Here is a 25,406-nt window from a genome sequence, read left to right as displayed (position 1 = left end):
TCGGACCTCCCGGAGGGCCTTTCGCCGGATGCTCCGGCGGAGGAGCAGGAGGAGGACACCCCCAAGGACCGCTCGGCTCCCGCGACCCGCCCCGCGCCCGCGACCCGCCCCGCGCCCACGACCCCACCAAGGCCCGCACACAGGCCCACGACCACCCCCACTCCGCCCCCGATCCCCGCCCGCACACCGGCACCGCAGCCTGAGGAGCCCGAGGTGGGCGCGGTGGGTGCGGTGAAGCCGGCGAAGCCGATCGCGCAACGCCCGAAGGTACGTGCGGCGGCGGCACAGGACCGGCAGGCGGGCCCGCCGTGCCCGCAGTGCGGAACGCCGAACGCCCCGGACCGCCGCTTCTGCCGCCGCTGCGCGGCGCCGCTGCGCCCGACGGCGAAGGCGGCGCCGCTGCCGTGGTGGCGGACGGTGTGGCCGTTCCGCCGCAGGGTGCGATCGGGCTCGGGCGCGTGGGTGCGCCGCTCGGTGATCGCGGTGGTGGTGCTGGGCCTCCTGGTGGGGGGCTACTTCCTGATCCCGGCGGGCCGCTGGCTGTACGAGGACGTGAGGGACAAGCTCTCGAAGGCGACACCCATCACCCCGGCCTCGGTGGAGGCCACGGCATCGGTCCCGAAGCACGGGGCGACGCTGGCGACGGACGGCCTGAGCAACACGTACTGGGGCGCGCCGAAGGTCGGTGACGCGGTGTCGTTCGAGTTCCGTTCCCCGTTCCGCCTGGTGGACGTGGTGCTCCACACGGGCGTGTCGAAGAAGGCGGAAGCACACCGTCAGCAGGCCCGCCCGATCCGGGCGGACCTCCTGGTGACCATGGCGGACGGCACGACCAAGACGAAGACGATCACCCTGGCCGACAAACCGGGCCCCCAGACGATCCAGACGGGCTACAGCGACGTCGTCTCGGTCCAACTGACCCTCCGCGACGCGACGGGCCTCTCCGAGGGCCGCCACATTGCCCTGGCGGAGGTCGAGTTCTTCAAGAGGGGCTGACGTCCGCCGGCGGACGAAGACAGGGAGGAGCCGGCCCCGGCGAGACGGGACCGGCTCCTCCACGTGCACCCGCGGGCGGATCTGGTCACGCCCCGCGAGGTGCCCGCTGCGCGTACGCGTCCGGCTCGAACCACACCGCCTGCCACAGCGAGCAGTGGTCCACCCTCGCCGCCACCGCGAGCCCGCACTCCTCGCAGGCGAGACGGGGACCCGCCCGACCGTCGAGCCCTGGGCCCGCCACGGCGGCCCGGACAGCCCCGGATCGACCGCGTACGCGTCCCACCGGCGTACAACCTTTCGATCTCCGCACGGGTCTTGCGTGTGGCGTCCTTCGCCCCAACCGCTCCTGCCTGATCCGGGCCTCGCTCCGCGGATCCGTCCCTCGAAGGAAGAGGAAGCGTGAACCACCGCATCTCCAGGCGTCGCCTGGCCACCACGGTGCTCGCCGTCTCCACCGTCACGGCCGTCGCCGGCACGCTTCTTGCGGCACCGACGGCCCTGGCATCCCCGGCGGCCCTCCCGCCCGCCGCCGCGCGGCAGGCCTCCGCCGACGTGGTCGCCCCGTTCCCCCTGAGCGCGACAGTCCTCAGCGCCGGCCTCACCGGCTACCTCGCATCCACACCCAATCCGTCGTCCTACACCTGGACGCGGTACGCCGACGGCACCGTCACCACACTCCCCGGCAACGCCTCGACGACGTACGCGGGCGCCGCCGAAAGCGACATCGTGGTGGAGAGTGAGGGGACCCGCCATCTCGTCCACGACATGGCGAAGGGCGGCGACCCCGTCCTCATCGACAGCCCCTACGCACTGGAGCGGGTCAACGGCTCGACGCTCGTGATGCGCGACGCGGCCACCGGCGAGCTCCACCTCGTCAGCAGGGCAGCGGGCGGTGAGATCGTCGACCGCAAGGTGGCCGGTCTCGCCCCGTCCGGCGACGTCACCGTATTCCCCACCACGCCCGGCACGGTCGCCGTGCAGACGGTGGCGGACGACCCCCGCGCCCACCGCCTCGACCTGGTCGACGTCGCCACGGCCACGGTCGTCGAGACGTACGACCTTCCCACCTCCGCGTCCCGGGTGCAGATCGGTCCGGATCACCTCGTCTGGGCGGCCTCGTACACCACGTCCACGCTGGTGGACCGGAAGACCAAGAAGCAGCAGTCCCTCCCGTACGCCGCGTACCTCGCACTGGGCGGCGACTGGCTGGCGATCCGGGGCGCCGGCGCGGTCGACGGCGTCACGTACCCCGACAAGCCGATCATCCTCCGCTCGCTGAAGGACGGCCGGACGGTCCCGCTGCTCGACTACGCCCGCGATGTGACACCGGTCGCCGACGGCACACTGCTCGTGGAGGGCGGCACGTTCGCACAGGGACGGGGACTCTTCCGCGTCTCCCTCGACGCGAACGGCACTCCGGTGGCGACCATGGTCGGGGACAGCGACCAGCGACTGGAGCTCGTCCTGGAGTGGCTGGACGTGCCGAGCGTGTACCGCTTCCCCGGCTATGGCAGCGGCGAGCGGGAGCTGGTGACCTACGGGTTCAACCAGGAGTCGGCCGGCGTACGCATGGAGGTGACGCACACCGCCACCGGCCGCAGGGGGAGCTTCCACGACCACATGTACGACCACGTCGACTGGAACGGCTACCTCGACAACGCGCTGCTCGCCTACAACGGCGCCTACACCTGGAAGCTGACCGCGACTCCGCACGACGGCTTCGGCCCGGACGTCGTACGGACCGGCACCTTCACCGTGGCCCGCGGCACCACGCCGCGCGACTTCACCGACAACGCCTCGTCCGACGTGCTCGTCCGCGACAGTGCCGGAAACCTCTCCGCGTACGACGTCCGGCAGCTGCGCGGCATGCGCGACGACGAGTGCTACGAGGAGTTCTGCCTCCCGGTCGTCCACAAGCCCGATGCGGACGTCCTGGGCACCGGCTGGAACACGTACACGCTGATGGCGTCTCCCGGGAACCTCGCCGGCTCCTCCGCGCACGACGTGGTCGGCCGCGACCGTGACGGTGTGCTGTGGCTCCACCAGAGCGACAAGCAGAAGCTCCTGCCCCGCACGAAGGTCGGCGGCGGCTGGAACATCTACAAGAAGCTCGTCGGCGGCTCGGACCTCGACGGCGACGGCCGCGGCGACCTCCTGGCCACCGACACCTCGGGCGTCCTGTGGCTCTACAGGTCCACCGGCAACGCCAAGGCCCCCTTCAGCGCCCGCAAGAGGATCGGCAGCGGCTGGGGCATCTACAACCTCCTGACCGCTCCCGGCAACATCGCCGGAGCCCGCAGCGGAGACCTCCTCGCCCGCGACGCCTCCGGCACCCTGTGGCTCTACCTCGGCAAGGGCGACGGCACCTTCACGTCCCGCCGCAAGATCGGCGGAGGCTGGCAGAAGTACCACCACGTCGTCCCCGCGGGCGTGGACACCAGGGGCCTGGCCGACCTCTACGCGATCGGCCCCTCCGGCTCCGCGCACTACTCACCCACGGGCGACACCACCCGCCCCTTCCACAAGGCGGACATCCTCCCCCTGCGCAGCGACTCCACCACGTACAAGACCTTCTTCTGACCATTCCCCCATCCGGAGGACCGCGGCCCGTCCGGCCATCTACGATCAGCGCGTGGATACGGAACGGGCCTCGGCCCTGCTGCTCGTGGCCATGTACCAGAACAACGAGGCCAATCCGGTCGAGTACGCCGTCATCGACCGGCTGCCCGGCTGGGGGGAACTGGGGCTTCCCCGGCTCCGCGTGGTGATCGGCCACCTTCAGCAGGCCGGCCTCGTCCAACCCATAAGTGCCGCAAGCATGATGGCCTGGCGGCTCACCCCTGTCGGGGTGGTCCGCGCAGAGAAGCTGCTGCACGACCGGGACCGTCCGATCGTGCGGTACGACACGGCGGTCAACGGGCTGGTGACCGCGGCCGTCGACGAGTTCCCCGAGCACCGGCTGGAGTTGGCCGACTTCGCCCGCTCCCGGCACGCAGAGGTCCTGGACACGGTGCTGACCCTCGACGAGATCTCCAGTGCGGTCACGTTCCTCGAGACGGAGAAGCTGATCACCGTCGAGCGGACGGACGGCCGGCCGACGGCGGTGACGCTCACGTCACGCGGACGGGAGTGCGGGTGGGCCGACAAGACCGATGTCAGGAACTATCTGACCGGCCGGCAGCCGAGCGGAATCCACCAGAACTGGAACATCGCGGTTCATGGGGGAGCTCCTCAGATCGGTCACGGCAACGTGCAGCACCACCACGGACCGGACCTGGACCAGGTCATGCGGTTCGCGCGAGAACTGCACGACCTGGTCTCGAAGGGGTCGATGCCCGTCGCCGAGACCCTCCGGGATCAGATCGTCGAGGATGCCGAGGCGTTGGAGCGGGAGGTGGGCCTGGAGATGCCACAGCCCAGCCGCGTCCGGAGGCTTCTCGAAAGCCTCCAGGAGAATCTCGCGACGTCGGGCGCCCAGATGGCCCTCATGGCGGTCGAACGCCTCCTGTGAGCCGAGGTCGTGGCCCGCGGCGGCGCGCCCTCGCCGACAACAGAAGCACACCCACATCACAGCGAGGATCATGTGAGCGAGCAGCAGCAGTCCGGCATTCAGAACACCTGGAACGTCACCGTCAACAACGGGGCGCCCCAGATGGGTCAGGGCAACGTTCAGCACAACACGTTCGGCTACGAGCCCCAACAGCTCGCGGCCTTCGCCCGTGAGGTCCTGGCCGCTGCCCACACCGCGGACCTGTCCGCCGCGGACCGGGCGCACGTCGTGGCCGACGCCGAGGCGCTGCAGGCGGAGCTCGCCCTCACGGAGCCCGACGCGGGACGCGTCCGCCGGCTGACGCAGAAGGTCTGGCAGGGCGCCAAGACCTACCTGCCCCCTGTCCTCGCGACGGGCTCCGCGCAGGCGGTCGCGGGCTTCCTGGGGATCCCGATCGGGTTCTGAACACAACGAGCACCTCGGCGGGGGAACGCCGCGCTCTGCGGCGTTCAAGGGGCAGCGGCCGTAGCCGCGATCAGCGTGGGGGGAACGCGTGAGCATCACATCAGCCATCGAGGGCCGGCTGGCAGGCGCGGCCGCGGGGCGTCTCATAGGCCGCGTGGAGCGTGAACTCGCCCGTCGCGGAAGGGCGGGGGGAAGCCTGGCCGGGACCCTGGCCGGCCTTGTCGACTCCGAACCTTCCACCGTCCCCTCGGCCGCCCTGGTGAACGCACCTCCGGGCGGAGTGACCGAGCGTGACGTGCTCAGGTGTATCGAGACCCCCGAGCTCGAGGCCGTCGCGCGCCACCTGGTGGCCATCGAGATAGTCGACGAGGATCAACGACGGGCGACGACGAAGATAAAAGTCGCTCTGCGGTCGCACTTCCGGGAGCAGTTCCCGAACATCGACCCCGCCGCCATGAACATCTATGCGGACCTCGTCTTCACTCATCTGCATCGCAGGTGCGCGGGTCTTGTGAGCTCGCTTCGCGCAGCACAGAGGTTGGACACCAACAGCCTTGACTGGGCCCATGTCACCCTGGCGAGGACGACCGTCGACTCCATCGATTCATATCTCTCGGCACTGGCCCGTCCAGGCAGGCTGAGAACCGGGGAACGGGAGGAATGGACCGAGCGCTACCGGAAGGCGTTCGCGCTGCACGAGGAAATACCGCTGCCGGATCTCGGAAATCGACGCCGAATCCACTTCAGCAAGATCTTCGTCAAGCCGCGGCTCGTCGACCGACAGGTCGGAGGAGTCCTCTCCTTCGACGCGTTCGTCGATTCCATCGACCGGACAGTGCTGCTGGGTGATCCCGGTGCCGGCAAGTCCACCAGTAGTTCCCTGTCGGCGTCCCTCATGTTCCAGAACGGCCGATCGGTACCCTTCTACGTGGTGATGCGCGAAGTGGACTTCACCGCTTCCGGTTTCTCGTTGATCCACGTGATCGAAGGGCAACTGTCCCACCGGTACCAGATCAACGTTCCGGAGGGGCTCGTCGAGGAGATGCTCCTCGACGGATCCGCCCTGCTCCTGTTCGACGGCCTGGACGAGGTGCAATCGGAGAGCCTGCGACGCAGGTCGTCCGAGATCATCGAGACAGCGAGCCGCCTCTACCCCTTGTCCCGGATTCTCGCCACATCACGCATCGTTGGATACAACTCGGCGAAGCTCAACACCGCGACGTTCCGCGAGTTCCGTATCCTCCCGTTCGACGACGGGGACGTCCGGAGCAACGGCGAGGTCCGTGAGTACGTCTCCAAATGGTTCTCGGTGGGATCACGCCTTCCGGAGGGGCCCGACCGAGTGACCGACGGGTTCATGCGGGAAAGCGCGAGCATCCCTGATCTGCGCTGCAATCCGCTGCTGTTGGCCTACATATGCGTCCTCTACAGGGGGCACCGCTTCATACCCCGCAGCCGGGCACAGCTGTACAGGAAATGCGCGGAACTGCTTCTGGCCGACTGGGACAACTTCCAGGGGCTACCGGTCGACAGCGGTACGGACCTGGACACCGTGCGGCACACGCTCGCCGCGCTGGCCTACAGATCGATCACCGACCCCCAGTGGCTGGCGGGCATGCCCGAGGCGGACGTGAAGCTGGTCGCCTCGTCAGCCATGGCCGACGAGTCGGTACCCGCCCACGAGGAGGCGCGCCGCCTGGCCGACGCGCTCGTCGACCTCTGCCGCGGGCGGGCGTGGATCTTCACGGAACTGGGAACGGAGGCGGACGGATCCGGGATCTTCGGCTTCACCCACCAGAGCCTTCAGGAGTACTTCGCCGCCCTGCACCTGGCGCGGAACAGCGGTACGCCCGAGCTGCTGGCGGATCACCTCCTGCCCGAGCTGATGGGCGGCCGGTGGGAGATCCTCGCCCAGATCTGCATGAATCTGGCTGACGAGAAGTGGGCCGGCGGAAGCAGCCGAGTCGTGACACGCCTGCTGGAGCGCGGGAGGACGGCCGAGGGAAAAGGGCTGCGGACACTCGTCGAGTTCATGGCCCGCTGGCTCGACCTGGTGAAGATCAACGTCACGACGATGCGGCTCCTCATGAGGATCGCCGTCGAGAGCTACCTCTCCAGCAACTCGGACGAGCTGCGGAAGTTCCTCTCGCCCTCGGGGGCCTACCCGGAAGCCGCCTGGAAGGCGTTCCAGGAGGTGGCCAAGGAACTCCTGTCGGAGAAATCCCTGGAGGGGACCTCCCGCGGCCTCTCGGTGGCGTGGCTCGTCGCGAACGTGCACTACCTGCAGAAGAACCAGGCCGATCAGCGAAGAGTCAGCCTCTACGCCGATCCCGTACGGGATCACCTGGCGACGCTGGGAAGTCTGCAGCGGGTCGCCTCGAGCTGTATGCGGCGATCCGCCGCCGGGTGGGCAGCCAGCCTGTACACCGGCGCGGCAACCATCGAGACGCTGGCCGATCCCGAAGCGCGACATGCCGCCGGCCCGCCCGACGCGGCACACAGCAACGTCCTGTCCGTCATGCTCGACATGGCAGGCACTCCGAACTCGCTCGGACCGCTCTCGCCGGCGGCTTGGGTCTTCGACGCCGTAGGCAGCGCTGAAGCCGACGGACAGCAGTACGGGCACGCGCTCCGCGCACTCGACGGATTGGCCGCCATACTCGGGGACCCCATGGACACGTTGGTGAACCTCGACGTACCCCGGCTGGACGACAGCTTCCTGGACTACTGGAACACCTCCGGCGCCGCCCGCTGCGACAGGGCCTTCCGCGCTCTGCACGACATGCAGTCGAAGACCGGTCACAGCGTCGGAAGCTATCCCCTCACCGGCCTGTTGTACCTCTGCATGGGCCTCGTGGAGATCCTCGACGAGGCGTTCGCGGGGCAGTTCAGGCGCCCACTGTCGATCGCCCTTCTCGCAGAGGCGCGGACGGAGGGGCTGAACCTCAGGGCGCTGATGCCACAACTGATCTACCCCGCCCGGCGGTTCGTCACGAACTGGTCCGCGGGACACAACATCTGGAACATGACCACCACGCACGTCTCCTGACGTCCCCGGAGGCCGACGGGTACCTCCCCCGGCGGGGCAGGTACCCGCGGGAACGGGCGGAAGCCGGGCAGGTGCCCGGCGCCCCGCCCAGGGCTCAAGCGGCCCGGATGGCGAACCCCTGGTTGTCGCCGTAGTGGCAGTCCCACAGCCGCGCGCGGTCGGCTATTGGATGTACGCGTAGTCCATGGAGAGAATGCCCCGGCCGGAATGTAACCGATTCTCTTTACCGCCCACTTGGGCCGCGACGCACCGCACGGAGCCGCCGGGTCGGCGGAACCGGTTTCTCCGCTCTCCCCCCGGCGAGCACTCGGGAGCAGCCCTCACCAAGACTCCGGTCCCCGGCGTCCGGGCGTGGGTCGGACGGGGGCATCTCGGGCCGACTGTCCCTCAGCGAGAGCGGGGGAGCGGTTACGTCCTCGACGTACGACCGGGCATGACAGAAGCCCGTCGCCGAAGCGCGTCGACTCGCGTTGGCCGGGCGCCCGTACGACCTTCGGCACGCCTGCCTCATCACGAGGAAGCCGCTAGCGCGAAAATTGCCAAGTCGTTGAAGGAAGAAGGGGATGTGGCATAGCGATCTGGTCCTTCCTCCGAGGGGGAGCCACGACTTCTCTGCATGAACTCGAGTCGTGAGCCGAACGGTAGCCGTCCACTCGCAAGGCCGCGCCCGTCGCGAGACAATGAAGTAGCCATGTACGGCGCGAGCTTGACGAGGTGGGCCCGCTTCCTCGTCTGCGTGAAGCAAAACGTTGACGGTGCAATCTCGTCAAGGTGCGGCAATTGGGATGCCGTACTCGCACAAGCATTACAGGATTGGGGCGGCACCATGATTCGCATGCGCTCAGTTGGTCATCGTTCCCGTATCGCTACGGTTGGCGCAGTGCTCGCTGTCGTTGGTGGAAGCTTCAGCTTGGTGGCACCGTCCATAGCCGAAGCGGCGGACACAACGGTGGTTGCCGGGCCCAGGACCACAGGAGAGTCGGAGGCAACCTGCCCCGAAGGTACTCATCTTATCGGTGGTGGGTACGACTTCGGTACTACCGGTTTCGTTGAAGTGCCGCCCAGTACGAGGGATCTTCTAGGGTTCGCCGTCCTCACCAATGGGCCGTCGCAGAGTAAGCCCGACACGTGGGTGGCCCGTGCCTGGAATTCAGAAATCCAGGCGTTCGCAATCTGCGAAACTGATTCCTGATCTGGGCGGCCGCGGCCGGAAGGTGGCGGCCCGCACCGTGACGTGCGGTGATCAGTCGGGGGCCCCAGCACATCCTCGCCAGACAGCTGACATGCGCCCGCTCCGAGCGGCACACGCCCGCAGACGCAAGAAGACCCCGTCCTCAGCATTACGCTGGTGGCGGGGTCTTTAGGCACTTCCTGCGAAGTGCCCCCGGCAGGATTCGAACCTGCGCACACGGCTCCGGAGGCCGTTGCTCTATCCCCTGAGCTACGGGGGCGTCCGCCGCGTTCGGCGGCGACGGGTAGAACCCTACCAGCATCCGAGCCGTGCCTGTGAACAGGTATTTCCGTCGAGTCACCGACCCCTCGTTCCCCCTCACGGGTCGGAAGTGGGCAAAACCCGGACGCAGCCACTTCCCGCGACCTACTCTCGTCGTGTGTCAGGCATGTCCGGTCGGGTGCTCGTTGTCGATGACAACCGGGTGATCCGGCAGTTGATCAGGGTCAACCTCGAGCTTGAGGGCTTCGAGGTCGTGACCGCGGCCGATGGTGCCGAGTGTCTGGATGTCGTGCATCAGGTTCGGCCTGATGTCGTCACCCTCGACGTCGTCATGCCCCGGTTGGACGGGTTGCGCACCGCCGAGAGACTTCGGTCCGATCCGCGTACCAGTCATCTGCCCGTCGCCATCGTCAGCGGATGTACGCAGTACGAGATGGACAGCGGCGTCGCCGTCGGTGTCGACGCGTTCCTCGCCAAGCCCTTCGAACCCGCCGAGCTCGTGCGCGTCGTGCGCAAGCTCATGCACCGCGACGGGCGTGAGCCCGGGCAGCGGCGTGGCGGACAGGAGGGGCCGTCGGGCGTCGACGGCAGACCCCACGGCCCCACTCATGACGGCCCCCAGGACGCCGACCCTCGCGCCACCCGCGACGCCGGCACCCGTGGCCCTTGCGACGCCACCACCCGCGCCGCCCACGACGAATGCCACGGCCTCGGGCACAGCCGTACCCGGCCCTAGCGTGCGCTCGGGCGGGGCGGGGGCCCCGGTGACCGCATCGCGAAACCGGTTCGCATTCCCACCCCCCTTCTCCCATACGCTTGTCCCGTGACCCCCGCGGACCTCTCCCTCACCGTGCTGCACGCCGTGCGCCGTGCGGTCGACGACGGTGCGCTCCATGTGGAGGTCCCCCAGCACGTCGCCGTCGAGCGGCCCCGGCCCGGTGGGCGTGGGGACTACGCCAGCAACGTCGCCCTGACCATCGCCCGCGCCGCGCAGCGCGCGCCCCTCGACGTCGCCGCCGTCCTCCGCGACCGGCTCCGGCACAGCCCCGGGCTCGCCGCCGTCGAGATCACCGGGCCCGGGTTCCTGAACTTCACCCTCCACACCGGCGCCCAGCAGGACCTCGTGCGCGAGATCCTCCGGGGCGGAGAGCGGTACGGCCGGCTCGATCCCACCGGCCAGGTCGCCCAGCCCGCCTACCGCGCCGATGTCCGGGCCGCCGTCACCGCGGACGCCGTGCGGCGCATCCTTCTGTCCCAGGGGTATGCCGTCCGCACCTCCTGCGAGGACGCCGCCGACCCCGCCTGGGCCGACCTCGGCGTACGGATCGAGGTCCAGGACTCCCGGGGCCGCCTGGCCACCGACATCGCCCCGCTGCCCGTCCCGTACACCGCCGCAGAGCTGCTCGCCCGCTTCGGGCCCGACGCCGCCCGCTGGGGGCTGCTGTCCGCCGCCGCTCGCGATCGCGCCCCTCTCGACGACCTCCTCCTGCGGCAGGACGAGAGCAATCCATTCTTCCGGGTCCGGTACGCCCACTCCCGGGCCCGCTCCCTCGTCCGGAACGCCGAGCAGCTCTCGTTCCGTGCCGATGCCTGCGAGAACGTCGACGCGCCCGCGCTCACCCGCGCCCTCGGCGACCACCCCGCCGTTCTCGCCTCCGCCGCCCGCCACCGCGCCCCCGATCGGGTCGCCCGGCATCTCGAGGTCGTCGCGGACGCGCTGCTCGACTTCCAGCACACCGTCCTGCCCCTCGGCGACGAGAAACCCTCGGCCGCCCACCGCTCCCGGCTCGCGCTCGCCGAAGCCGCCGGGGTGGTGCTCGCCGGTGGCCTCTCCCTGCTCGGCATCAGCTCACCCGACCAGATCTGAAAGATGCAGACGACATGAGCCGTTCCGCCCACCCCGCCGGGCCCCGCCACGCCGACGTCCTCCCCGAGGGGCACTACACCGCCCCGCCCGCCGACCTCAACCAGCTCGACCCGAAGGTCTGGGCCCGGACCGTCCGCCGTAACGACGAAGGCCAGCTCACCGTCGGTGGCCTCACCGTCGACGAGCTCCGCGAGCAGTTCGGCACCCCCGCCTACTTCCTCGACGAGGACGACTTCCGCGCCCGCTGCCGCGCCTGGGCCGACGCCTTCGGCGCGGACGCCGACGTCTTCTACGCAGGCAAGGCGTTCCTCTCCCGCGCCGTCGTGCGCTGGCTCACGGAGGAGGGACTCAACCTCGACGTCTGCTCCGCCGGCGAGCTCAGCACCGCCCTCTCCGCCGGCATGCCCCCCGAGCGCATCGCCTACCACGGGAACAACAAGAGCGAGGAAGAGATCCGGCGGGCCGTCGAGGTCGGCGTCGGGCGGATCGTCCTCGACTCCTTCCAGGAGATCGTCCGCGTCGCCCACATCGCCGACTCCCTCGGCAAGCGGCAGCGCGTCCAGATCCGCGTCACCGTCGGCGTCGAGGCCCACACGCACGAGTTCATCGCCACCGCCCACGAGGACCAGAAGTTCGGCATCGCGCTCGCCGGGGGACAGGCCGCGGAAGCCGTCCGGCGTGCGCTGAAGCTCGACGGTATCGAGCTCATCGGCATCCACTCGCACATCGGGTCGCAGATCTTCGACATGGCCGGCTTCGAGGTCTCCGCCCGCCGTGTCGTCCAGCTCCTCGCCGAGGTACGCGACGAGCACGGCGTCGAGCTGCCCGAGATCGACCTCGGCGGCGGTCTCGGCATCGCCTACACCTCGGACGACGATCCCCGTGAGCCCCACCACATCGCCAAGGCCCTGAAGGAGATCGTCGCCCGTGAGTGCGAGGCCGCCCGCCTCGCCACCCCGCGCATCTCCGTCGAGCCCGGGCGCGCCATCGTCGGTCCCACCGCCTTCACCCTGTACGAGGTCGGCACCGTCAAGCCCCTGGAGGGGCTGCGGACGTACGTCAGCGTGGACGGCGGCATGTCGGACAACATCCGCACCGCGCTGTACGACGCCGAGTACAGCGTCGCCCTCGTGTCGCGGACGAGTGACGCCGAGCCCATGCTCACCCGTGTCGTCGGCAAGCACTGCGAGAGCGGCGACATCGTCGTACGGGACGCGTTCCTGCCGGCCGACATCGCGCCCGGCGACCTCGTCGCCGTGCCCGCCACCGGCGCCTACTGCCGATCGATGGCCAGCAACTACAACCACGCACTCCGCCCGCCCGTCGTCGCCGTCCGCGACGGCGAGGCGCGGGTGATCGTCCGGCGCGAGACGGAGGAAGATCTCCTGCGTCTCGATGTCGGGTGATGAAATAGACGTCTCAGGATCCGGACGAGGGCCAGAAACCGTCGTCCGGTGAGTGAGACTGGTCCAACCGTAGAGATACGAAGCAGTACGAGAAGCAGTACGAGAAACGAGGTCGGATGATGCGTACGCGTCCGCTGAAGGTGGCGCTGCTGGGCTGTGGTGTGGTCGGCTCAGAGGTGGCGCGCATCATGACGACGCACGCCGACGACCTCGCCGCGCGCATCGGCGCCCCGGTCGAGCTCGCCGGCGTCGCGGTCCGCCGCCCGGACAAGGTCCGTGAGGGCATTCCCGCGGAGCTGATCACCACCGACGCCACCGCCCTGGTCAAACGGGGCGACATCGACGTCGTCGTCGAGGTCATCGGCGGTGTCGAGCCCGCCCGCACCCTCATCACCACCGCCTTCGAGCACGGCGCCTCCGTCGTCTCGGCCAACAAGGCGCTCCTCGCCCAGGACGGCACGACGCTCTACGCCTCCGCCGACCAGCACGGCCAGGACCTCTACTACGAGGCCGCCGTCGCGGGCGCCATCCCGCTCATCCGGCCGCTGCGCGAGTCCCTCGCCGGCGACAAGATCAACCGCGTGATGGGCATCGTCAACGGGACCACCAACTTCATCCTCGACCGGATGGACACGAACGGTGCCGGGTACTCCGAGGCCCTCGACGAGGCCACCGCCCTCGGATACGCGGAAGCCGACCCGACCGCCGACGTCGAGGGCTTCGACGCCGCCGCCAAGGCCGCCATCCTCGCCGGGATCGCCTTCCACACCCGCGTACGCCTCGACGACGTCTACCGCGAGGGCATGACCGAGGTCACCGCCGCCGACTTCGCCTCCGCCAAGCAGATGGGCTGCACCATCAAGCTGCTCGCGATCTGCGAGCGGGCCGCCGACGGCGAGTCCGTCACCGCGCGCGTGCACCCCGCGATGATCCCGCTGAGCCACCCGCTCGCCTCCGTCCGCGAGGCCTACAACGCGGTCTTCGTGGAGGCCGAGGCCGCCGGGCAGCTCATGTTCTACGGCCCCGGCGCCGGCGGCGCCCCGACCGCGTCGGCCGTCCTCGGCGACCTGGTCGCCGTGTGCCGCAACAAGCTCAACGAGGCCACCGGCCCCGGCGAGTCCGCGTACACCCAGCTGCCCGTGAGCCCCATGGGCGACGTGGTGACGCGGTACCACATCAGCCTCGACGTGGCCGACAAGCCGGGCGTCCTCGCCCAGGTCGCGACGGTCTTCGCCGAGCACGGCGTATCGATCGATACGGTCCGCCAGCAGGGCAAGGACGGCGAGGCCTCCCTCGTCGTCGTCACCCACCGCGCGCCCGACGCCGCCCTCTCCGGGACCGTCGAGGCGCTGCGCAAGCTCGACACCGTGCGCGGTGTCGCCAGCATCATGCGTGTTGAAGGGGAGTAAGGACCCATGACCAGCAAGGGCACCCACCAGTGGCGCGGCATCATCGAGGAGTACCGGGACCGCCTTCCGGTCACGGACACGACGCCGGTCGTCACGCTCCGTGAGGGCGGTACGCCGCTCGTTCCCGCTCAGGTCCTCTCCGAGCGCACGGGCTGCGAGGTGCACCTCAAGGTCGAGGGCGCCAACCCCACCGGGTCCTTCAAGGACCGCGGCATGACCATGGCCATCTCCAAGGCCAAGGAGGAGGGCGCGCAGGCCGTCATCTGCGCCTCCACCGGCAACACCTCGGCGTCCGCGGCGGCTTACGCGGTACGCGCCGGGATGGTCTCCGCCGTCCTCGTGCCGCAGGGCAAGATCGCGCTCGGCAAGATGGGCCAGGCCCTCGTGCACGGCGCGAAGATCCTCCAGGTCGACGGCAACTTCGACGACTGCCTGGACCTCGCCCGCGCGCTCTCGGACAACTACCCGGTCGCACTGGTCAATTCCGTCAACCCGGTCCGTATCGAGGGTCAGAAGACCGCCGCCTTCGAGATCGTGGACATGCTGGGCGACGCCCCCGACATCCACGTCCTGCCCGTCGGCAACGCCGGCAACATCACGGCCTACTGGAAGGGGTACCGGGAGTACGCGGCCGACGGCCTCGCCACCCACACCCCGCGCATGTGGGGCTTCCAGGCCTCCGGCTCCGCGCCGCTGGTACGCGGTGAGGTCGTCAAGGACCCGTCGACCATCGCCACCGCGATCCGTATCGGCAACCCGGCCTCGTGGGACTACGCGATCGCCGCCCGGGACGAGTCCGGCGGCTTCATCGACGAGGTGACGGACCGTGAGATCCTGCGCGCCTACCGGCTGTTGGCCTCCCAGGAGGGCGTCTTCGTCGAGCCCGCCTCCGCCGCGTCCGTCGCCGGTCTGCTGAAGGCCGCCGAGCAGGGCAAGGTCGACCCCGGCCAGCGGATCGTCTGCACCGTCACCGGCAACGGCCTGAAGGACCCCGACTGGGCCGTCGCCGGCGCCCCGCAGCCGGTCACCGTCCCGGTCGACGCGGCCGCCGCCGCCGAGCGCCTCGGCCTCGCGTAAAAGGCCCACAGCAGGCAAGTCCCTGACGGGAAACGCCTCTCCGGGAATCCCCGGAGAGGCAAACCCGATCAGGAACGTACATAGGCGCACAGGAAGGCTTGCGACACGCATCGTGCGCCTCCTGTGCGCCCTATGTCGCCACAGAACCTTCCTTCGATAGGCTGTACCGAACCCGCCCCGTTGCATATGCGCGGTGTCGTTGCCGTTGTCGCCCCCGAGGCAGACGCGGCCCCCGGGTTTCCGTGTACTTCTCTTGAAATCCCGTAGTCGCAAGTCAAGGAGAGTCATCGAGCGATGGCCGGTCCCGCGTTCCGCGCCGCCGCCGTACGGGTGCGCGTTCCCGCCACCAGCGCCAACCTCGGCCCGGGCTTCGACGCCTTCGGCCTGTCGCTGGGGCTCTACGACGACGTCGTCGTCCGGGTCGCCGACTCCGGGCTGCACATCGACATCGCCGGAGAGGGCGCCGACACGCTCCCGCGCGACGAGAGCCACCTGCTCGTACGCTCCCTGCGTACCGCCTTCGACCTGCTGGGCGGACAGCCCCGCGGCCTCGAGGTCGTCTGCGCCAACCGCATCCCGCACGGCCGCGGCCTCGGCTCCTCCTCCGCCGCCATCTGCGCCGGCATCGTCGCCGCCCGCGCCGTGACCATAGGCGGCGACACCCGCCTCGACGAGGCCGCGCTCCTCGAACTGGCCACCGAGATCGAGGGGCACCCCGACAACGTCGCCGCCTGTCTGCTCGGCGGTTTCACCCTCGCGTGGACCGAGTCCGGTGCCGCGCGGGCGATCAGGATGGACCCTTCCGATTCCATCGTTCCGGTGGTTTTCGTCCCCGGTAAGCCCGTACTGACCGAGACCGCCCGTGGTCTGCTGCCGCGCACCGTCCCGCACGTCGACGCCGCGGCCAACGCCGGACGCGCCGCGCTCCTCGTGGAGGCGCTCACCCGCCGCCCCGAGCTGCTGCTCGCGGCCACCGAGGACCGGCTGCACCAGGAGTACCGGGCTCCCGCGATGCCCGAGAGCATCGCCCTTGTGAACCGGCTGCGGGCGGACGGCGTCCCCGCGGTCATCTCCGGCGCGGGCCCCACGGTGCTCGCGCTGGCCGAACAGGGGTCGGCCGACAAGGTCGCCCGGCTGGCGGGCGAGGGATGGGCCGCGAACCGGCTCGACCTCGATGTGTCCGGAGCGAGTGTTCTGCCGCTCGCGCCATAGGGACACGTGATTGCCGGTGAGGGAGAGGGGGAATGTTTGTTGGAGCCGGTAGTGTTAACCTCAAGTCTGCACCCGACGTTTTTGTGGCGCGGTGCGGAGTGTCCCCATCAGGGACCACCCATTCTTCCGGGAGCCTCCCCAACTGCCTGAGCAGCCCGCCTGAGCAGTTTCGAGCACGCTCCGGAACCGGCACGACACCCCTCGCTCTTTCCTTGTGAGGGCCGAGCAGGGGGCCTCGGGCCGGACCCACAGCACGTTTTTCTCTTCCGCCGTACCCGGCGGGACCACCGCCCCGACCCGGTCCACAAGCCAGGACCGTCGTCGGACAGCACAACCGGTCGCCGAGCCAGATGGCCGACGTCCGCTCCAGGGAAGGACCCTTCGTGAGCGACACCACCGATCTGATGGGCGTGACTGCCGACAACCCCGTCGACACCTCCGCGCCCGCCGCAGGTGCTGCCACTGGCACCACCGCACGGCGCCGCCGCTCCGGCACCGGCCTCGAGGGCATGGTCCTGGCCGAGCTGCAGCAGGTCGCGTCCGGCCTCGGCATCAGGGGCACCGCGCGGATGCGCAAGAGCCAGCTGATCGAGGTCATCAAGGAGGCGCAGGCCGGAGGCGGAGCCCCCGCCAAGGCCGCCGCCGACACGGCTGACACCAAGCCGAAGCGCCGCGCCACCTCCAAGGCCCGTACGGCCGAGAGCGCCGCCGAGACCGCTGCCCCCAAGGCGGAGAAGGCCGAGAAGGCCGTCGCCCAGCAGCAGATCGACATCCCCGGCCAGCCCTCCCCCAAGGTCTCGGCTTCGCTCGACCAGGGAGGTGCCCCCTCCGACGACCAGCCGGTCGGCGAGCGCCGCCGCCGTCGGGCCACTGCCCCGGCCGGCAGCCCGGAGGGCGACGTCAAGGCCGAGTCCTCCCAGGCCGTGAAGACCGAGGCCAAGGCCGACACCCGGACGGACTCCCGAACCGAGTCCCGTACGGACGGCTCCGCCGACGCCAAGGCCGAGACCTCCACCGACACCGCCGAGGGCCGCGGCCGCCGTGACCGCGGCGACCGTCAGCGTGACCGCGGCGAGCGCGGAGAGCGCGGCGATCGTCAGCGCGACCGCCGTGACCGCGGCAAGGGCGACGACCAGCAGGGTGGTGGCCAGGGCGGCCAGCGCCAGCAGCGTCAGGGCGGCCAGCAGGGTCAGCAGGGTCCGCAGGACGACTTCGACGACGAGGGCGGCCGTCGTGGCCGTCGCGGCCGCTACCGCGACCGTCGTGGCCGTCGTGGCCGTGACGACTTCGCGACCGGCGAGCCGCAGGTCTCCGACGACGACGTCCTGATCCCCGTCGCGGGCATCCTGGACATCCTCGACAACTACGCGTTCATCCGGACCTCCGGCTACCTGCCCGGCCCGAACGACGTGTACGTCTCCCTCGCCCAGGTCCGCAAGAACGGCCTGCGCAAGGGTGACCACGTCACCGGCGCCGTGCGTCAGCCGAAGGAGGGCGAGCGCCGCGAGAAGTTCAACGCGCTGGTGCGCCTGGACTCCTCGAACGGCATGGCCGCCGACTCCGGCCGTGGCCGCCCGGAGTTCAACAAGCTGACCCCGCTCTACCCGCAGGACCGGCTCCGTCTGGAGACCGACCCGGGTGTGCTGACCACGCGGATCATCGACCTCGTGTCGCCGATCGGCAAGGGCCAGCGAGGCCTGATCGTGGCCCCGCCGAAGACCGGCAAGACCATGATCATGCAGGCGATCGCCAACGCGATCACCCACAACAACCCCGAGTGCCACCTGATGGTCGTCCTGGTCGACGAGCGTCCGGAAGAGGTCACCGACATGCAGCGGTCGGTCAAGGGCGAGGTCATCTCCTCGACCTTCGACCGTCCGGCCGAGGACCACACCACGGTCGCCGAGCTGGCCATCGAGCGCGCCAAGCGCCTCGTCGAGCTGGGTCACGACGTGGTCGTCCTGCTCGACTCGATCACCCGTCTGGGACGTGCGTACAACCTCGCCGCCCCGGCCTCCGGCCGCATCCTGTCCGGTGGTGTCGACTCGACCGCGCTCTACCCGCCGAAGCGCTTCTTCGGTGCGGCGCGCAACATCGAGGACGGCGGCTCGCTGACCATCCTGGCCACGGCGCTGGTCGACACCGGCTCGCGCATGGACGAGGTGATCTTCGAGGAGTTCAAGGGCACCGGCAACATGGAGCTCAAGCTCGACCGGAAGCTCGCCGACAAGCGCATCTTCCCGGCCGTCGACGTCGACGCCTCGGGTACGCGTAAGGAAGAGATCCTGCTCGGCGCCGACGAGCTCGCGGTCACCTGGAAGCTGCGTCGCGTGCTGCACGCGCTCGACCAGCAGCAGGCGATCGAGCTGCTTCTCGACAAGATGAAGCAGACGAAGTCGAACGGTGAGTTCCTGCTCCAGATCCAGAAGACGACCCCCGGAGCCGGCAACAACGACTGAGGCGAGACCTCGGTCACACGGCGGGGGCAGGGCATCGCCCTCGTGACCCCGCCGTGACCTGGACGAACCATCGCGCCCACCGTGCCCCGCACGGTGGGCGCGGTGCGTTGCGGTCCGTCGCTCTGCGAAACCTCACAGGTTCCTATGTAACCCTTTCGGGTGCTTCGCCGTCACAGAAGGTGAAGCGAAGACCTGAGGTGGGAGATGAGCGAGCAGAGCAAGGGCGGCCGAATACGCCGCCCGGGGGGCGGGGTGGGACCCCCGAGCGGCCGCCGCCGCAAGCAGCCCGCCAAGGGCCGCCGCGCGGTGACCGTCGCCGCCTGGAGCGCGGCCGCGCTCGTCGTCGTCGGCGGTTCCGGACTCGGTTACGTCTACTTCAAGCTCAACGGCAACCTCAAGAGCGTGGACATCAACGCCCAGCTCGGCACCGACCGGCCCAAGAACGTCGACAACGGCTCGATGGACATCCTGGTGCTCGGCTCCGACTCCCGCTCCGGCGACAACGGCGCCTACGGCAAGGACGAGGGCGGCGCCCGCTCCGACACCGCGATGGTCGTGCACGTCTACGAGGGCCACAAGAAGGCCGGCGTCGTCTCGATCCCGCGCGACACCCTCGTCGACCGCCCCGCCTGCACCGACGAGCGGGGCACCGCCGTCCCCGCCGACAAGCGGGCCATGTTCAACACCGCGTACGAGGTCGGTGGGCCGGCCTGCGCAGTGAAGACCGTCGAGTCGATCTCCGGCATCCGCATGGACCACTACATCGAGGTCGACTTCAGCGGCTTCAAGAAGCTGATCGACAAGCTCGGCGGCGTCGAGATCACCACGACCAAGGCCATCAAGGACTCCAAGAGCCACCTCGACCTCGCCCCGGGCACGCACACCCTCGACGGCGAGCAGTCCCTCGGTCTGGTCCGCACCCGCAAGAGCGTCGGCGACGGCAGCGACCTCGGCCGCATCCAGCTCCAGCAGGCGTTCATGAAGGCCTTCATCGACCAGGTCAAGGACGTCGGCGTCCTCACGAACCCCAAGAAGCTCCTGGACATCGCCGACACCGCCACCAAGGCCATCACGCCGGACTCGGAGCTCGACTCCGTCAACGAGCTGACGGGCTTCGCCCAGGGGCTCTCCGGGCTCGGCGCCGAGGACGTCCACATGATCACGATGCCGGTCCGGTACGACCCCGCCGACCCGAACCGCGTCATACCGCTGGAAGCCCGGTCCCGGCAGGTCTGGCAGGCGCTCAAGGCCGACCGCCCCGTCCCCGCCTCCGCGACGAAGGGCGCGGCGACGGGCCAGGCCGACGGCGTCGTGAGCGGGCCCTCCACGGCCTCGGAATAGTTTCACCAGGGACCCGGTTTTGGGAGATACGGCCGGTCCTGGCAGACTGGTACGTCGGCCCCGGTTCACGCAGGTGCAATCCGCACGGCGACCCGGCGCCCTCCCGAAACTAGGAGACACCTTGAAGCGCGAGATCCACCCCGAGTACGTCGAGACCCAGGTCAGCTGCACCTGTGGCGCGTCGTTCACCACCCGTAGCACCCTGACCGAGGGCACCATCCGTGCCGAGGTCTGCTCCGAGTGCCACCCGTTCTACACGGGCAAGCAGAAGATCCTCGACACCGGCGGCCGCGTGGCCCGCTTCGAGGCCCGCTTCGGCAAGGCTGCGGCCAAGAAGTAGCACGTCACTGCGCCGGTCCTTGGTCGCTCCCGCTGGGAGTACCGGACCGGCGCTTTGCCGTCCCCGCAGTCCGTTCGTACGAAAACCAGGAGCCCCCGATGTTCGAGGCGGTCGAGGAACTGATCGGCGAGCACGCCGATCTCGAGAAGAAGCTCGCTGACCCTTCGGTCCACGCGGACCAGGCCAACGCGCGCAAGCTGAACAAGCGTTACGCCGAGCTGACCCCGATCGTCGCCGTCTACCGTTCCTGGAAGCAGAACGGTGACGACATCGAGACCGCCCGCGAGCTGATGCACGACGACCCGGACTTCGCGGCCGAGGTCAAGGACCTGGAGAAGCAGCGCGAGGAGCTGACCGACAAGCTGCGGCTGCTGCTCGTCCCGCGCGACCCCAGCGACGACAAGGACGTCATCCTGGAGATCAAGGCCGGCGCGGGCGGCGACGAGTCCGCCCTGTTCGCCGGCGATCTGCTGCGGATGTATCTGCGCTACGCCGAGCGCGTCGGCTGGAAGACCGAGATCATCGACTCCACCGAGTCCGAGCTCGGCGGCTACAAGGACGTCCAGGTCGCGGTGAAGACCAAGGGCGGCAACGGCGCGACCGAGCCCGGCCAGGGCGTCTGGGCGCGGCTGAAGTACGAGGGCGGGGTGCACCGCGTGCAGCGCGTGCCCGCCACCGAGTCGGCCGGCCGGATCCACACCTCCGCGGCCGGTGTCCTCGTGACCCCCGAGGCCGAGGAGATCGACGTCGAGATCCACGCCAACGACCTGCGCATCGACGTGTACCGGTCCTCCGGTCCCGGCGGCCAGTCCGTCAACACCACCGACTCCGCGGTCCGCATCACGCACCTGCCGACCGGCATCGTGGCCTCCTGCCAGAACGAGAAGAGCCAGCTCCAGAACAAGGAGCAGGCCATGCGTATCCTGCGGTCCCGGCTGCTCGCCGCCGCGCAGGAGGAGGCGGAGTCCAAGGCCGCCGACGCCCGTCGCAGCCAGGTCCGTACCGTCGACCGGTCCGAGAAGATCCGTACGTACAACTTCCCGGAAAACCGCATCTCGGACCACCGCGTCGGTTTCAAGGCGTACAACTTGGACCAGGTGCTCGACGGCGATCTGGACGCGATGATCCAGGCCTGCGTCGACGCCGACTCCGCCGCCAAGCTCGCAGCAGCGTAGGACTTGTCAGCCCCACCCGCACCACGGAGGACCAGCGTGAACCTGCTGCTTGCCGAGGTGGCCCAGGCCACCCAGCGGCTGGCCGACGCCGGCGTTCCCTCACCGCGTTTCGACGCGGAGGAGCTCGCCGCGTTCGTGCACGGCGTCAAGCGGGGGGAGCTGCACAACGTCAAGGACGCGGACTTCGACGCCCGCTACTGGGAGGCGGTGGCCCGCCGCGAGGCGCGGGAGCCGCTCCAGCACATCACCGGCCGGGCGTTCTTCCGCTATCTGGAGCTCCAGGTGGGGCCGGGCGTCTTCGTGCCCCGGCCGGAGACCGAGTCGGTCGTCGGCTGGGCCATAGACGCCGTACGGGCCATGGACGTCGTCGAGCCGCTGATCGTCGACCTGTGCACCGGTTCGGGCGCGATCGCGCTCGCGATGGCGCAGGAGGTGCCGCGCTCGCGCGTGCACGCGGTCGAGCTCTCCGACGACGCGCTGGTGTGGACCCGCAAGAACGCGGAGGGCTCGCGCGTCACGGTCCACCAGGGCGACGCTCTGAGCGCGCTGCCGGAGCTCGACGGCCAGGTCGACCTGGTCATCTCCAACCCGCCGTACATCCCGCTCACCGAGTGGGAGTACGTGGCGCCCGAGGCACGTGACCACGACCCGGAGATGGCGTTGTTCTCCGGCGAGGACGGCCTCGACACGATCCGCGGTATCGAGCGCACCGCGCACCGCCTGCTGCGCCCGGGGGGTCTCGTCGTGATCGAGCACGCGGACACCCAGGGCGGCCAGGTGCCGTGGATCTTCAACGAGGAGGCCGGCTGGGCGGATGCCGCCGACCACCCGGACCTGAACAACCGTCCGCGCTTCGCGACCGCCCGCAAGGCCATGCCGTGATCCGCGCTGCCATGACCACGCTTGTGTATGAGGAGGCCCGCTAAATGGCTCGGCGATACGACTGCAACGAGGCGACCGACCGTGCGACCGGGCTGCGCGAGGCCGCGTCCGCCGTGCGCCGTGGCGAGCTGGTCGTGCTGCCCACCGACACCGTGTACGGGATCGGCGCGGACGCCTTCAGCTCGGAGGCGGTCGCGGACCTGCTCGACGCCAAGGGCCGGGGCCGCAACATGCCCACGCCCGTCCTCATCGGCTCCCCGAACACGCTGCACGGGCTGGTCACGGACTTCTCCGAGCAGGCGTGGGAGCTCGTCGACGCGTTCTGGCCGGGCGCGCTCACGCTCGTCGCGAAGCACCAGCCGTCGCTCCAGTGGGACCTCGGGGACACCCGTGGCACGGTCGCGATTCGGATGCCGCTGCACCCGGTCGCGATCGAGCTGCTGACCGAGGTCGGCCCCATGGCGGTCTCCTCGGCGAACCTCACCGGACACCCGTCGCCGGAGGACTGCGACGCGGCGCAGGGCATGCTCGGCGACTCGGTCTCCGTGTACCTCGACGGGGGTCCGACGCCGGGGATCGTCCCGTCGTCGATCGTGGACGTGACGGGCAAGGTGCCGGTCCTGCTGCGTGCGGGCGCGCTCTCCGCGGAGGAGCTCCGGAAGGTCGTACCCGACCTCGAGGTGGCCAATTGACCGCCCCTGAGGGGCGTGGCATAGCGGGGCACGAGAGCACTTCCTTCCGCATCCTCCACGTCAGCACCGGCAACGTCTGCCGCTCGCCGATCACCGAGCGGCTGACCCGCCATGCCCTGAGCGACCGTCTGGGCGACCCCCGGGGCGGCGGCCTGATCGTGGAGAGCGCGGGCACGTGGGGCCACGAGGGGGCCCCGATGGAGGCCAACGCGGAGCTGGTCCTCGCCGACTTCGGCGCGGACTACAGCGGCTTCGTGGGCCGTGAGCTCCTCGACGAGCACGTCATCCGCGCGGACCTGGTCCTGACGGCGACCCGCGACCACCGCGCGCAGGTCATCTCGATGGGCCACTCGGCGGGCCTGCGCACCTTCACCCTGAAGGAGTTCACCCGCCTCGTCCGCGCCATAGACCCCGCGACCCTGCCCGACCCGCTGGACGAGGGCATGGTCGAACGCGCGCGTGCGCTGGTACGCGCGGCGGCGGCTCTACGCGGGTGGCTCCTGGCCCCGAGCGCGGAGGCGGACGAGGTCAACGACCCGTACGGAGCGCCGATCACGTTCTTCCGCTCGATCGGCGAGGAGATCAACACGGCACTGGACCCTGTCGTGACGGCCCTGACCGGGGTCCCCGCGCGCCGTTGAGCCGGGGGCCGCGGGGCGGAAGGCGGGCGGCAGGGCCATCCGGCCCAGGGTCCGGGTGAACATCGGGCAAACCCGTGCCCGCGCGCCTACATTGGAGCTGAAGGCCAGCCCGCGCCGCCTGGAGCCCATGATGCCGGTCACCGCTCCACCCGAAGAGGATCTCGACGTCCTGCGCCGGCAGGACCCGGAGATCGCCGACGTACTGCTCGGAGAGGCGCGCCGGCAGGCCGACAGCCTGCAGCTGATCGCCGCCGAGAACTTCACCTCGCCCGCCGTCCTCGCCGCCCTCGGCTCCCCGCTCGCCAACAAGTACGCGGAGGGCTACCCCGGCGCCCGCCACCACGGCGGCTGCGAGTTCGCCGACGCCGCCGAGCGGATCGCCGTCGAACGGGCCACCGCGCTCTTCGGAGCCGAGCACGCGAACGTCCAGTCCCACTCCGGCTCCTCGGCCGTCCTGGCGGCGTACGCGGCCCTTCTGAGGCCCGGAGACACCGTCCTGGCGATGGGCCTCCCGCACGGCGGCCATCTCACCCATGGCTCGCCCGCGAACTTCTCCGGCCGCTGGTTCGACTTCGTCCCGTACGGCGTCGACGCCGAGACCGGCCTCGTCGACTACGAGCAGGTCGCCGCCCTCGCCCGCCACCACCGCCCCAAGGCGATCGTCTGCGGCTCCATCTCCTATCCCCGCCACCTCGACTACGCGATCTTCCGCGAGATCGCCGACGAGGCAGGCGCCTATCTCATCGCCGACGCCGCCCACCCCATGGGCCTGGTCGCCGGGGGAGCGGCGCCCAACCCCGTCCCGTACGCCGATGTCGTCTGCGCCACCACCCACAAGGTCCTCCGCGGCCCCCGCGGCGGGATGATCCTCTGCGGCGCCGAACTCGCCGACCGCGTCGACCGCGCCGTCTTCCCGTTCACCCAGGGCGGCGCCCAGATGCACACGATCGCCGCGAAGGCCGTCGCCCTGGGCGAGGCGTCGACCCCCGCCTTCACCACGTACGCCCATCAGGTCGTCGCCCATGCCCGCGTCCTCGCCGACGCGCTCTCCGCGGAGGGCTTCGCCCTCACCACCGGCGGCACCGACACCCACCTGATCACCGCCGACCCCGCCCCCCTCGGCATCGACGGCCGCACGGCGCGCTCGCGCCTCGCCGCCGCCGGCATGGTCCTCGACACCTGCGCCCTGCCGTACGGGGACGGACGTGGGATTCGTCTCGGTACCGCCGCCGTCACCACCCAGGGAATGGGCGCCCCGGAGATGGCCCGGATCGCCGCGTTGTTCACGATCGCGCTACGGGACGAACCGGGGGAGACGGCCCGGGTACGCGCGGAAGTACGTGATCTGGCCGGGCGATTTCCCCCGTACGGCCGGTGAGGAACCCCGGAGCGCAACCATCCGGCCGGGCCGTATGTCCTCAAGCACATGGACAGCACGGCTAGGGTGTGGGG

The 25,406-nt window shown here is 70.1% G+C and carries 19 protein-coding genes and 1 tRNA gene; 19 read left to right on the top strand and 1 reads right to left on the bottom strand.

Annotated elements, in window-relative coordinates; genetic code table 11:
• The first annotated feature begins 213 nt into the window (after window positions 1–213).
• The 5 genes from ACZ3OF_RS22330 (at window position 214) to ACZ3OF_RS22310 (ending at window position 8,000) form a co-directional block, all read left to right on the top strand.
• Window positions 214–996: a zinc ribbon domain-containing protein gene (locus tag ACZ3OF_RS22330; protein ID WP_467306385.1), complete on the top strand. Its 783-nt coding sequence runs from the start codon at window positions 214–216 to the stop codon at window positions 994–996.
• Between the two features lie 399 nt (window positions 997–1,395).
• Window positions 1,396–3,576: an FG-GAP repeat domain-containing protein gene (locus ACZ3OF_RS22325; protein ID WP_467306383.1), complete on the top strand. Its 2,181-nt coding sequence runs from the start codon at window positions 1,396–1,398 to the stop codon at window positions 3,574–3,576.
• A 52-nt stretch (window positions 3,577–3,628) separates the two neighbouring features.
• Window positions 3,629–4,507 (top strand): hypothetical protein, encoded by an 879-nt coding sequence (locus ACZ3OF_RS22320; RefSeq protein ID WP_361672546.1) that lies wholly within the window; start codon window positions 3,629–3,631, stop codon window positions 4,505–4,507.
• A gap of 72 nt (window positions 4,508–4,579) precedes the next feature.
• Window positions 4,580–4,951 carry a hypothetical protein gene (locus ACZ3OF_RS22315; RefSeq protein ID WP_361672544.1) on the top strand — a complete coding sequence of 124 codons (372 nt, stop codon included), beginning with the start codon at window positions 4,580–4,582 and terminating at the stop codon, window positions 4,949–4,951.
• Window positions 4,952–5,231: 280 nt separating this feature from the next.
• On the top strand, window positions 5,232–8,000 hold the full coding sequence (locus tag ACZ3OF_RS22310; RefSeq protein ID WP_467306380.1) for an NACHT domain-containing protein: 2,769 nt from the start codon (window positions 5,232–5,234) through the stop codon (window positions 7,998–8,000).
• 1,379 nt (window positions 8,001–9,379) lie between these two features.
• Here ACZ3OF_RS22310 and ACZ3OF_RS22305 read toward each other — a convergent pair.
• Window positions 9,380–9,451, bottom strand: a tRNA-Arg gene (locus ACZ3OF_RS22305).
• A 168-nt stretch (window positions 9,452–9,619) separates the two neighbouring features.
• On the opposite strand from ACZ3OF_RS22305, the gene ACZ3OF_RS22300 reads away from it, so the two are divergent.
• The 14 genes from ACZ3OF_RS22300 to ACZ3OF_RS22235 all read left to right on the top strand — a co-directional run bounded on the left by ACZ3OF_RS22300 (window position 9,620) and on the right by ACZ3OF_RS22235 (window position 25,332).
• Window positions 9,620–10,189 carry a response regulator gene (locus tag ACZ3OF_RS22300; protein WP_467306452.1) on the top strand — a complete coding sequence of 190 codons (570 nt, stop codon included), beginning with the start codon at window positions 9,620–9,622 and terminating at the stop codon, window positions 10,187–10,189.
• A gap of 87 nt (window positions 10,190–10,276) precedes the next feature.
• On the top strand, window positions 10,277–11,320 hold the full coding sequence (nrtL, locus tag ACZ3OF_RS22295; protein ID WP_467306378.1) for an ArgS-related anticodon-binding protein NrtL: 1,044 nt from the start codon (window positions 10,277–10,279) through the stop codon (window positions 11,318–11,320).
• A gap of 14 nt (window positions 11,321–11,334) precedes the next feature.
• A complete protein-coding gene (gene lysA, locus ACZ3OF_RS22290; protein ID WP_467306376.1) occupies window positions 11,335–12,726 on the top strand; it encodes a diaminopimelate decarboxylase in 1,392 nt (463 codons plus the stop codon).
• Window positions 12,727–12,842: 116 nt separating this feature from the next.
• On the top strand, window positions 12,843–14,135 hold the full coding sequence (locus tag ACZ3OF_RS22285; RefSeq protein WP_361434710.1) for a homoserine dehydrogenase: 1,293 nt from the start codon (window positions 12,843–12,845) through the stop codon (window positions 14,133–14,135).
• 6 nt (window positions 14,136–14,141) lie between these two features.
• On the top strand, window positions 14,142–15,212 hold the full coding sequence (thrC, locus tag ACZ3OF_RS22280; RefSeq protein WP_361672536.1) for a threonine synthase: 1,071 nt from the start codon (window positions 14,142–14,144) through the stop codon (window positions 15,210–15,212).
• Between the two features lie 294 nt (window positions 15,213–15,506).
• Window positions 15,507–16,424 (top strand): homoserine kinase, encoded by a 918-nt coding sequence (thrB, locus tag ACZ3OF_RS22275; RefSeq protein WP_361599483.1) that lies wholly within the window; start codon window positions 15,507–15,509, stop codon window positions 16,422–16,424.
• Between the two features lie 383 nt (window positions 16,425–16,807).
• A complete protein-coding gene (gene rho / locus ACZ3OF_RS22270) occupies window positions 16,808–18,883 on the top strand; it encodes a transcription termination factor Rho (protein WP_361672533.1) in 2,076 nt (691 codons plus the stop codon).
• A gap of 204 nt (window positions 18,884–19,087) precedes the next feature.
• Window positions 19,088–20,224: an LCP family protein gene (locus tag ACZ3OF_RS22265; protein ID WP_361672530.1), complete on the top strand. Its 1,137-nt coding sequence runs from the start codon at window positions 19,088–19,090 to the stop codon at window positions 20,222–20,224.
• 121 nt (window positions 20,225–20,345) lie between these two features.
• The gene (gene rpmE / locus ACZ3OF_RS22260; protein WP_046909139.1) at window positions 20,346–20,564 is read left to right on the top strand and encodes a 50S ribosomal protein L31; all 219 of its coding nucleotides are present in this window, start codon (window positions 20,346–20,348) and stop codon (window positions 20,562–20,564) included.
• A 98-nt stretch (window positions 20,565–20,662) separates the two neighbouring features.
• Window positions 20,663–21,739 (top strand): peptide chain release factor 1, encoded by a 1,077-nt coding sequence (gene prfA / locus ACZ3OF_RS22255; protein WP_361672528.1) that lies wholly within the window; start codon window positions 20,663–20,665, stop codon window positions 21,737–21,739.
• 36 nt (window positions 21,740–21,775) lie between these two features.
• Window positions 21,776–22,621 (top strand): peptide chain release factor N(5)-glutamine methyltransferase, encoded by an 846-nt coding sequence (gene prmC, locus ACZ3OF_RS22250; protein ID WP_352188985.1) that lies wholly within the window; start codon window positions 21,776–21,778, stop codon window positions 22,619–22,621.
• A gap of 44 nt (window positions 22,622–22,665) precedes the next feature.
• On the top strand, window positions 22,666–23,313 hold the full coding sequence (locus tag ACZ3OF_RS22245) for an L-threonylcarbamoyladenylate synthase (protein WP_361599495.1): 648 nt from the start codon (window positions 22,666–22,668) through the stop codon (window positions 23,311–23,313).
• Window positions 23,310–23,954, top strand: a complete 645-nt coding sequence (locus ACZ3OF_RS22240; RefSeq protein ID WP_361434702.1) for an arsenate reductase/protein-tyrosine-phosphatase family protein — start codon at window positions 23,310–23,312, stop codon at window positions 23,952–23,954. The genes ACZ3OF_RS22245 and ACZ3OF_RS22240 overlap by 4 nt, the downstream gene beginning before the upstream one ends.
• Before the next feature lie 130 nt (window positions 23,955–24,084).
• On the top strand, window positions 24,085–25,332 hold the full coding sequence (locus ACZ3OF_RS22235; protein ID WP_361672524.1) for a serine hydroxymethyltransferase: 1,248 nt from the start codon (window positions 24,085–24,087) through the stop codon (window positions 25,330–25,332).
• Window positions 25,333–25,406: the final 74 nt, after the last annotated feature.

The organism is Streptomyces sp. NPDC022552, from assembly GCF_055561875.1.
This window is presented reverse-complemented; position numbering and strand designations above follow the sequence as displayed.

Coding starts and splice junctions, on each gene's coding strand:
- ACZ3OF_RS22300 (WP_467306452.1), top strand. CDS start 9,620: ATGTCCGGTCGGGTGCTCGTTGTCGATGACAACCGGGTGATCCGGCAG.
- lysA (WP_467306376.1), top strand. CDS start 11,335: ATGAGCCGTTCCGCCCACCCCGCCGGGCCCCGCCACGCCGACGTCCTC.
- ACZ3OF_RS22285 (WP_361434710.1), top strand. CDS start 12,843: ATGATGCGTACGCGTCCGCTGAAGGTGGCGCTGCTGGGCTGTGGTGTG.
- thrC (WP_361672536.1), top strand. CDS start 14,142: ATGACCAGCAAGGGCACCCACCAGTGGCGCGGCATCATCGAGGAGTAC.
- thrB (WP_361599483.1), top strand. CDS start 15,507: ATGGCCGGTCCCGCGTTCCGCGCCGCCGCCGTACGGGTGCGCGTTCCC.
- ACZ3OF_RS22265 (WP_361672530.1), top strand. CDS start 19,088: ATGAGCGAGCAGAGCAAGGGCGGCCGAATACGCCGCCCGGGGGGCGGG.
- prfA (WP_361672528.1), top strand. CDS start 20,663: ATGTTCGAGGCGGTCGAGGAACTGATCGGCGAGCACGCCGATCTCGAG.
- ACZ3OF_RS22245 (WP_361599495.1), top strand. CDS start 22,666: ATGGCTCGGCGATACGACTGCAACGAGGCGACCGACCGTGCGACCGGG.
- ACZ3OF_RS22235 (WP_361672524.1), top strand. CDS start 24,085: ATGCCGGTCACCGCTCCACCCGAAGAGGATCTCGACGTCCTGCGCCGG.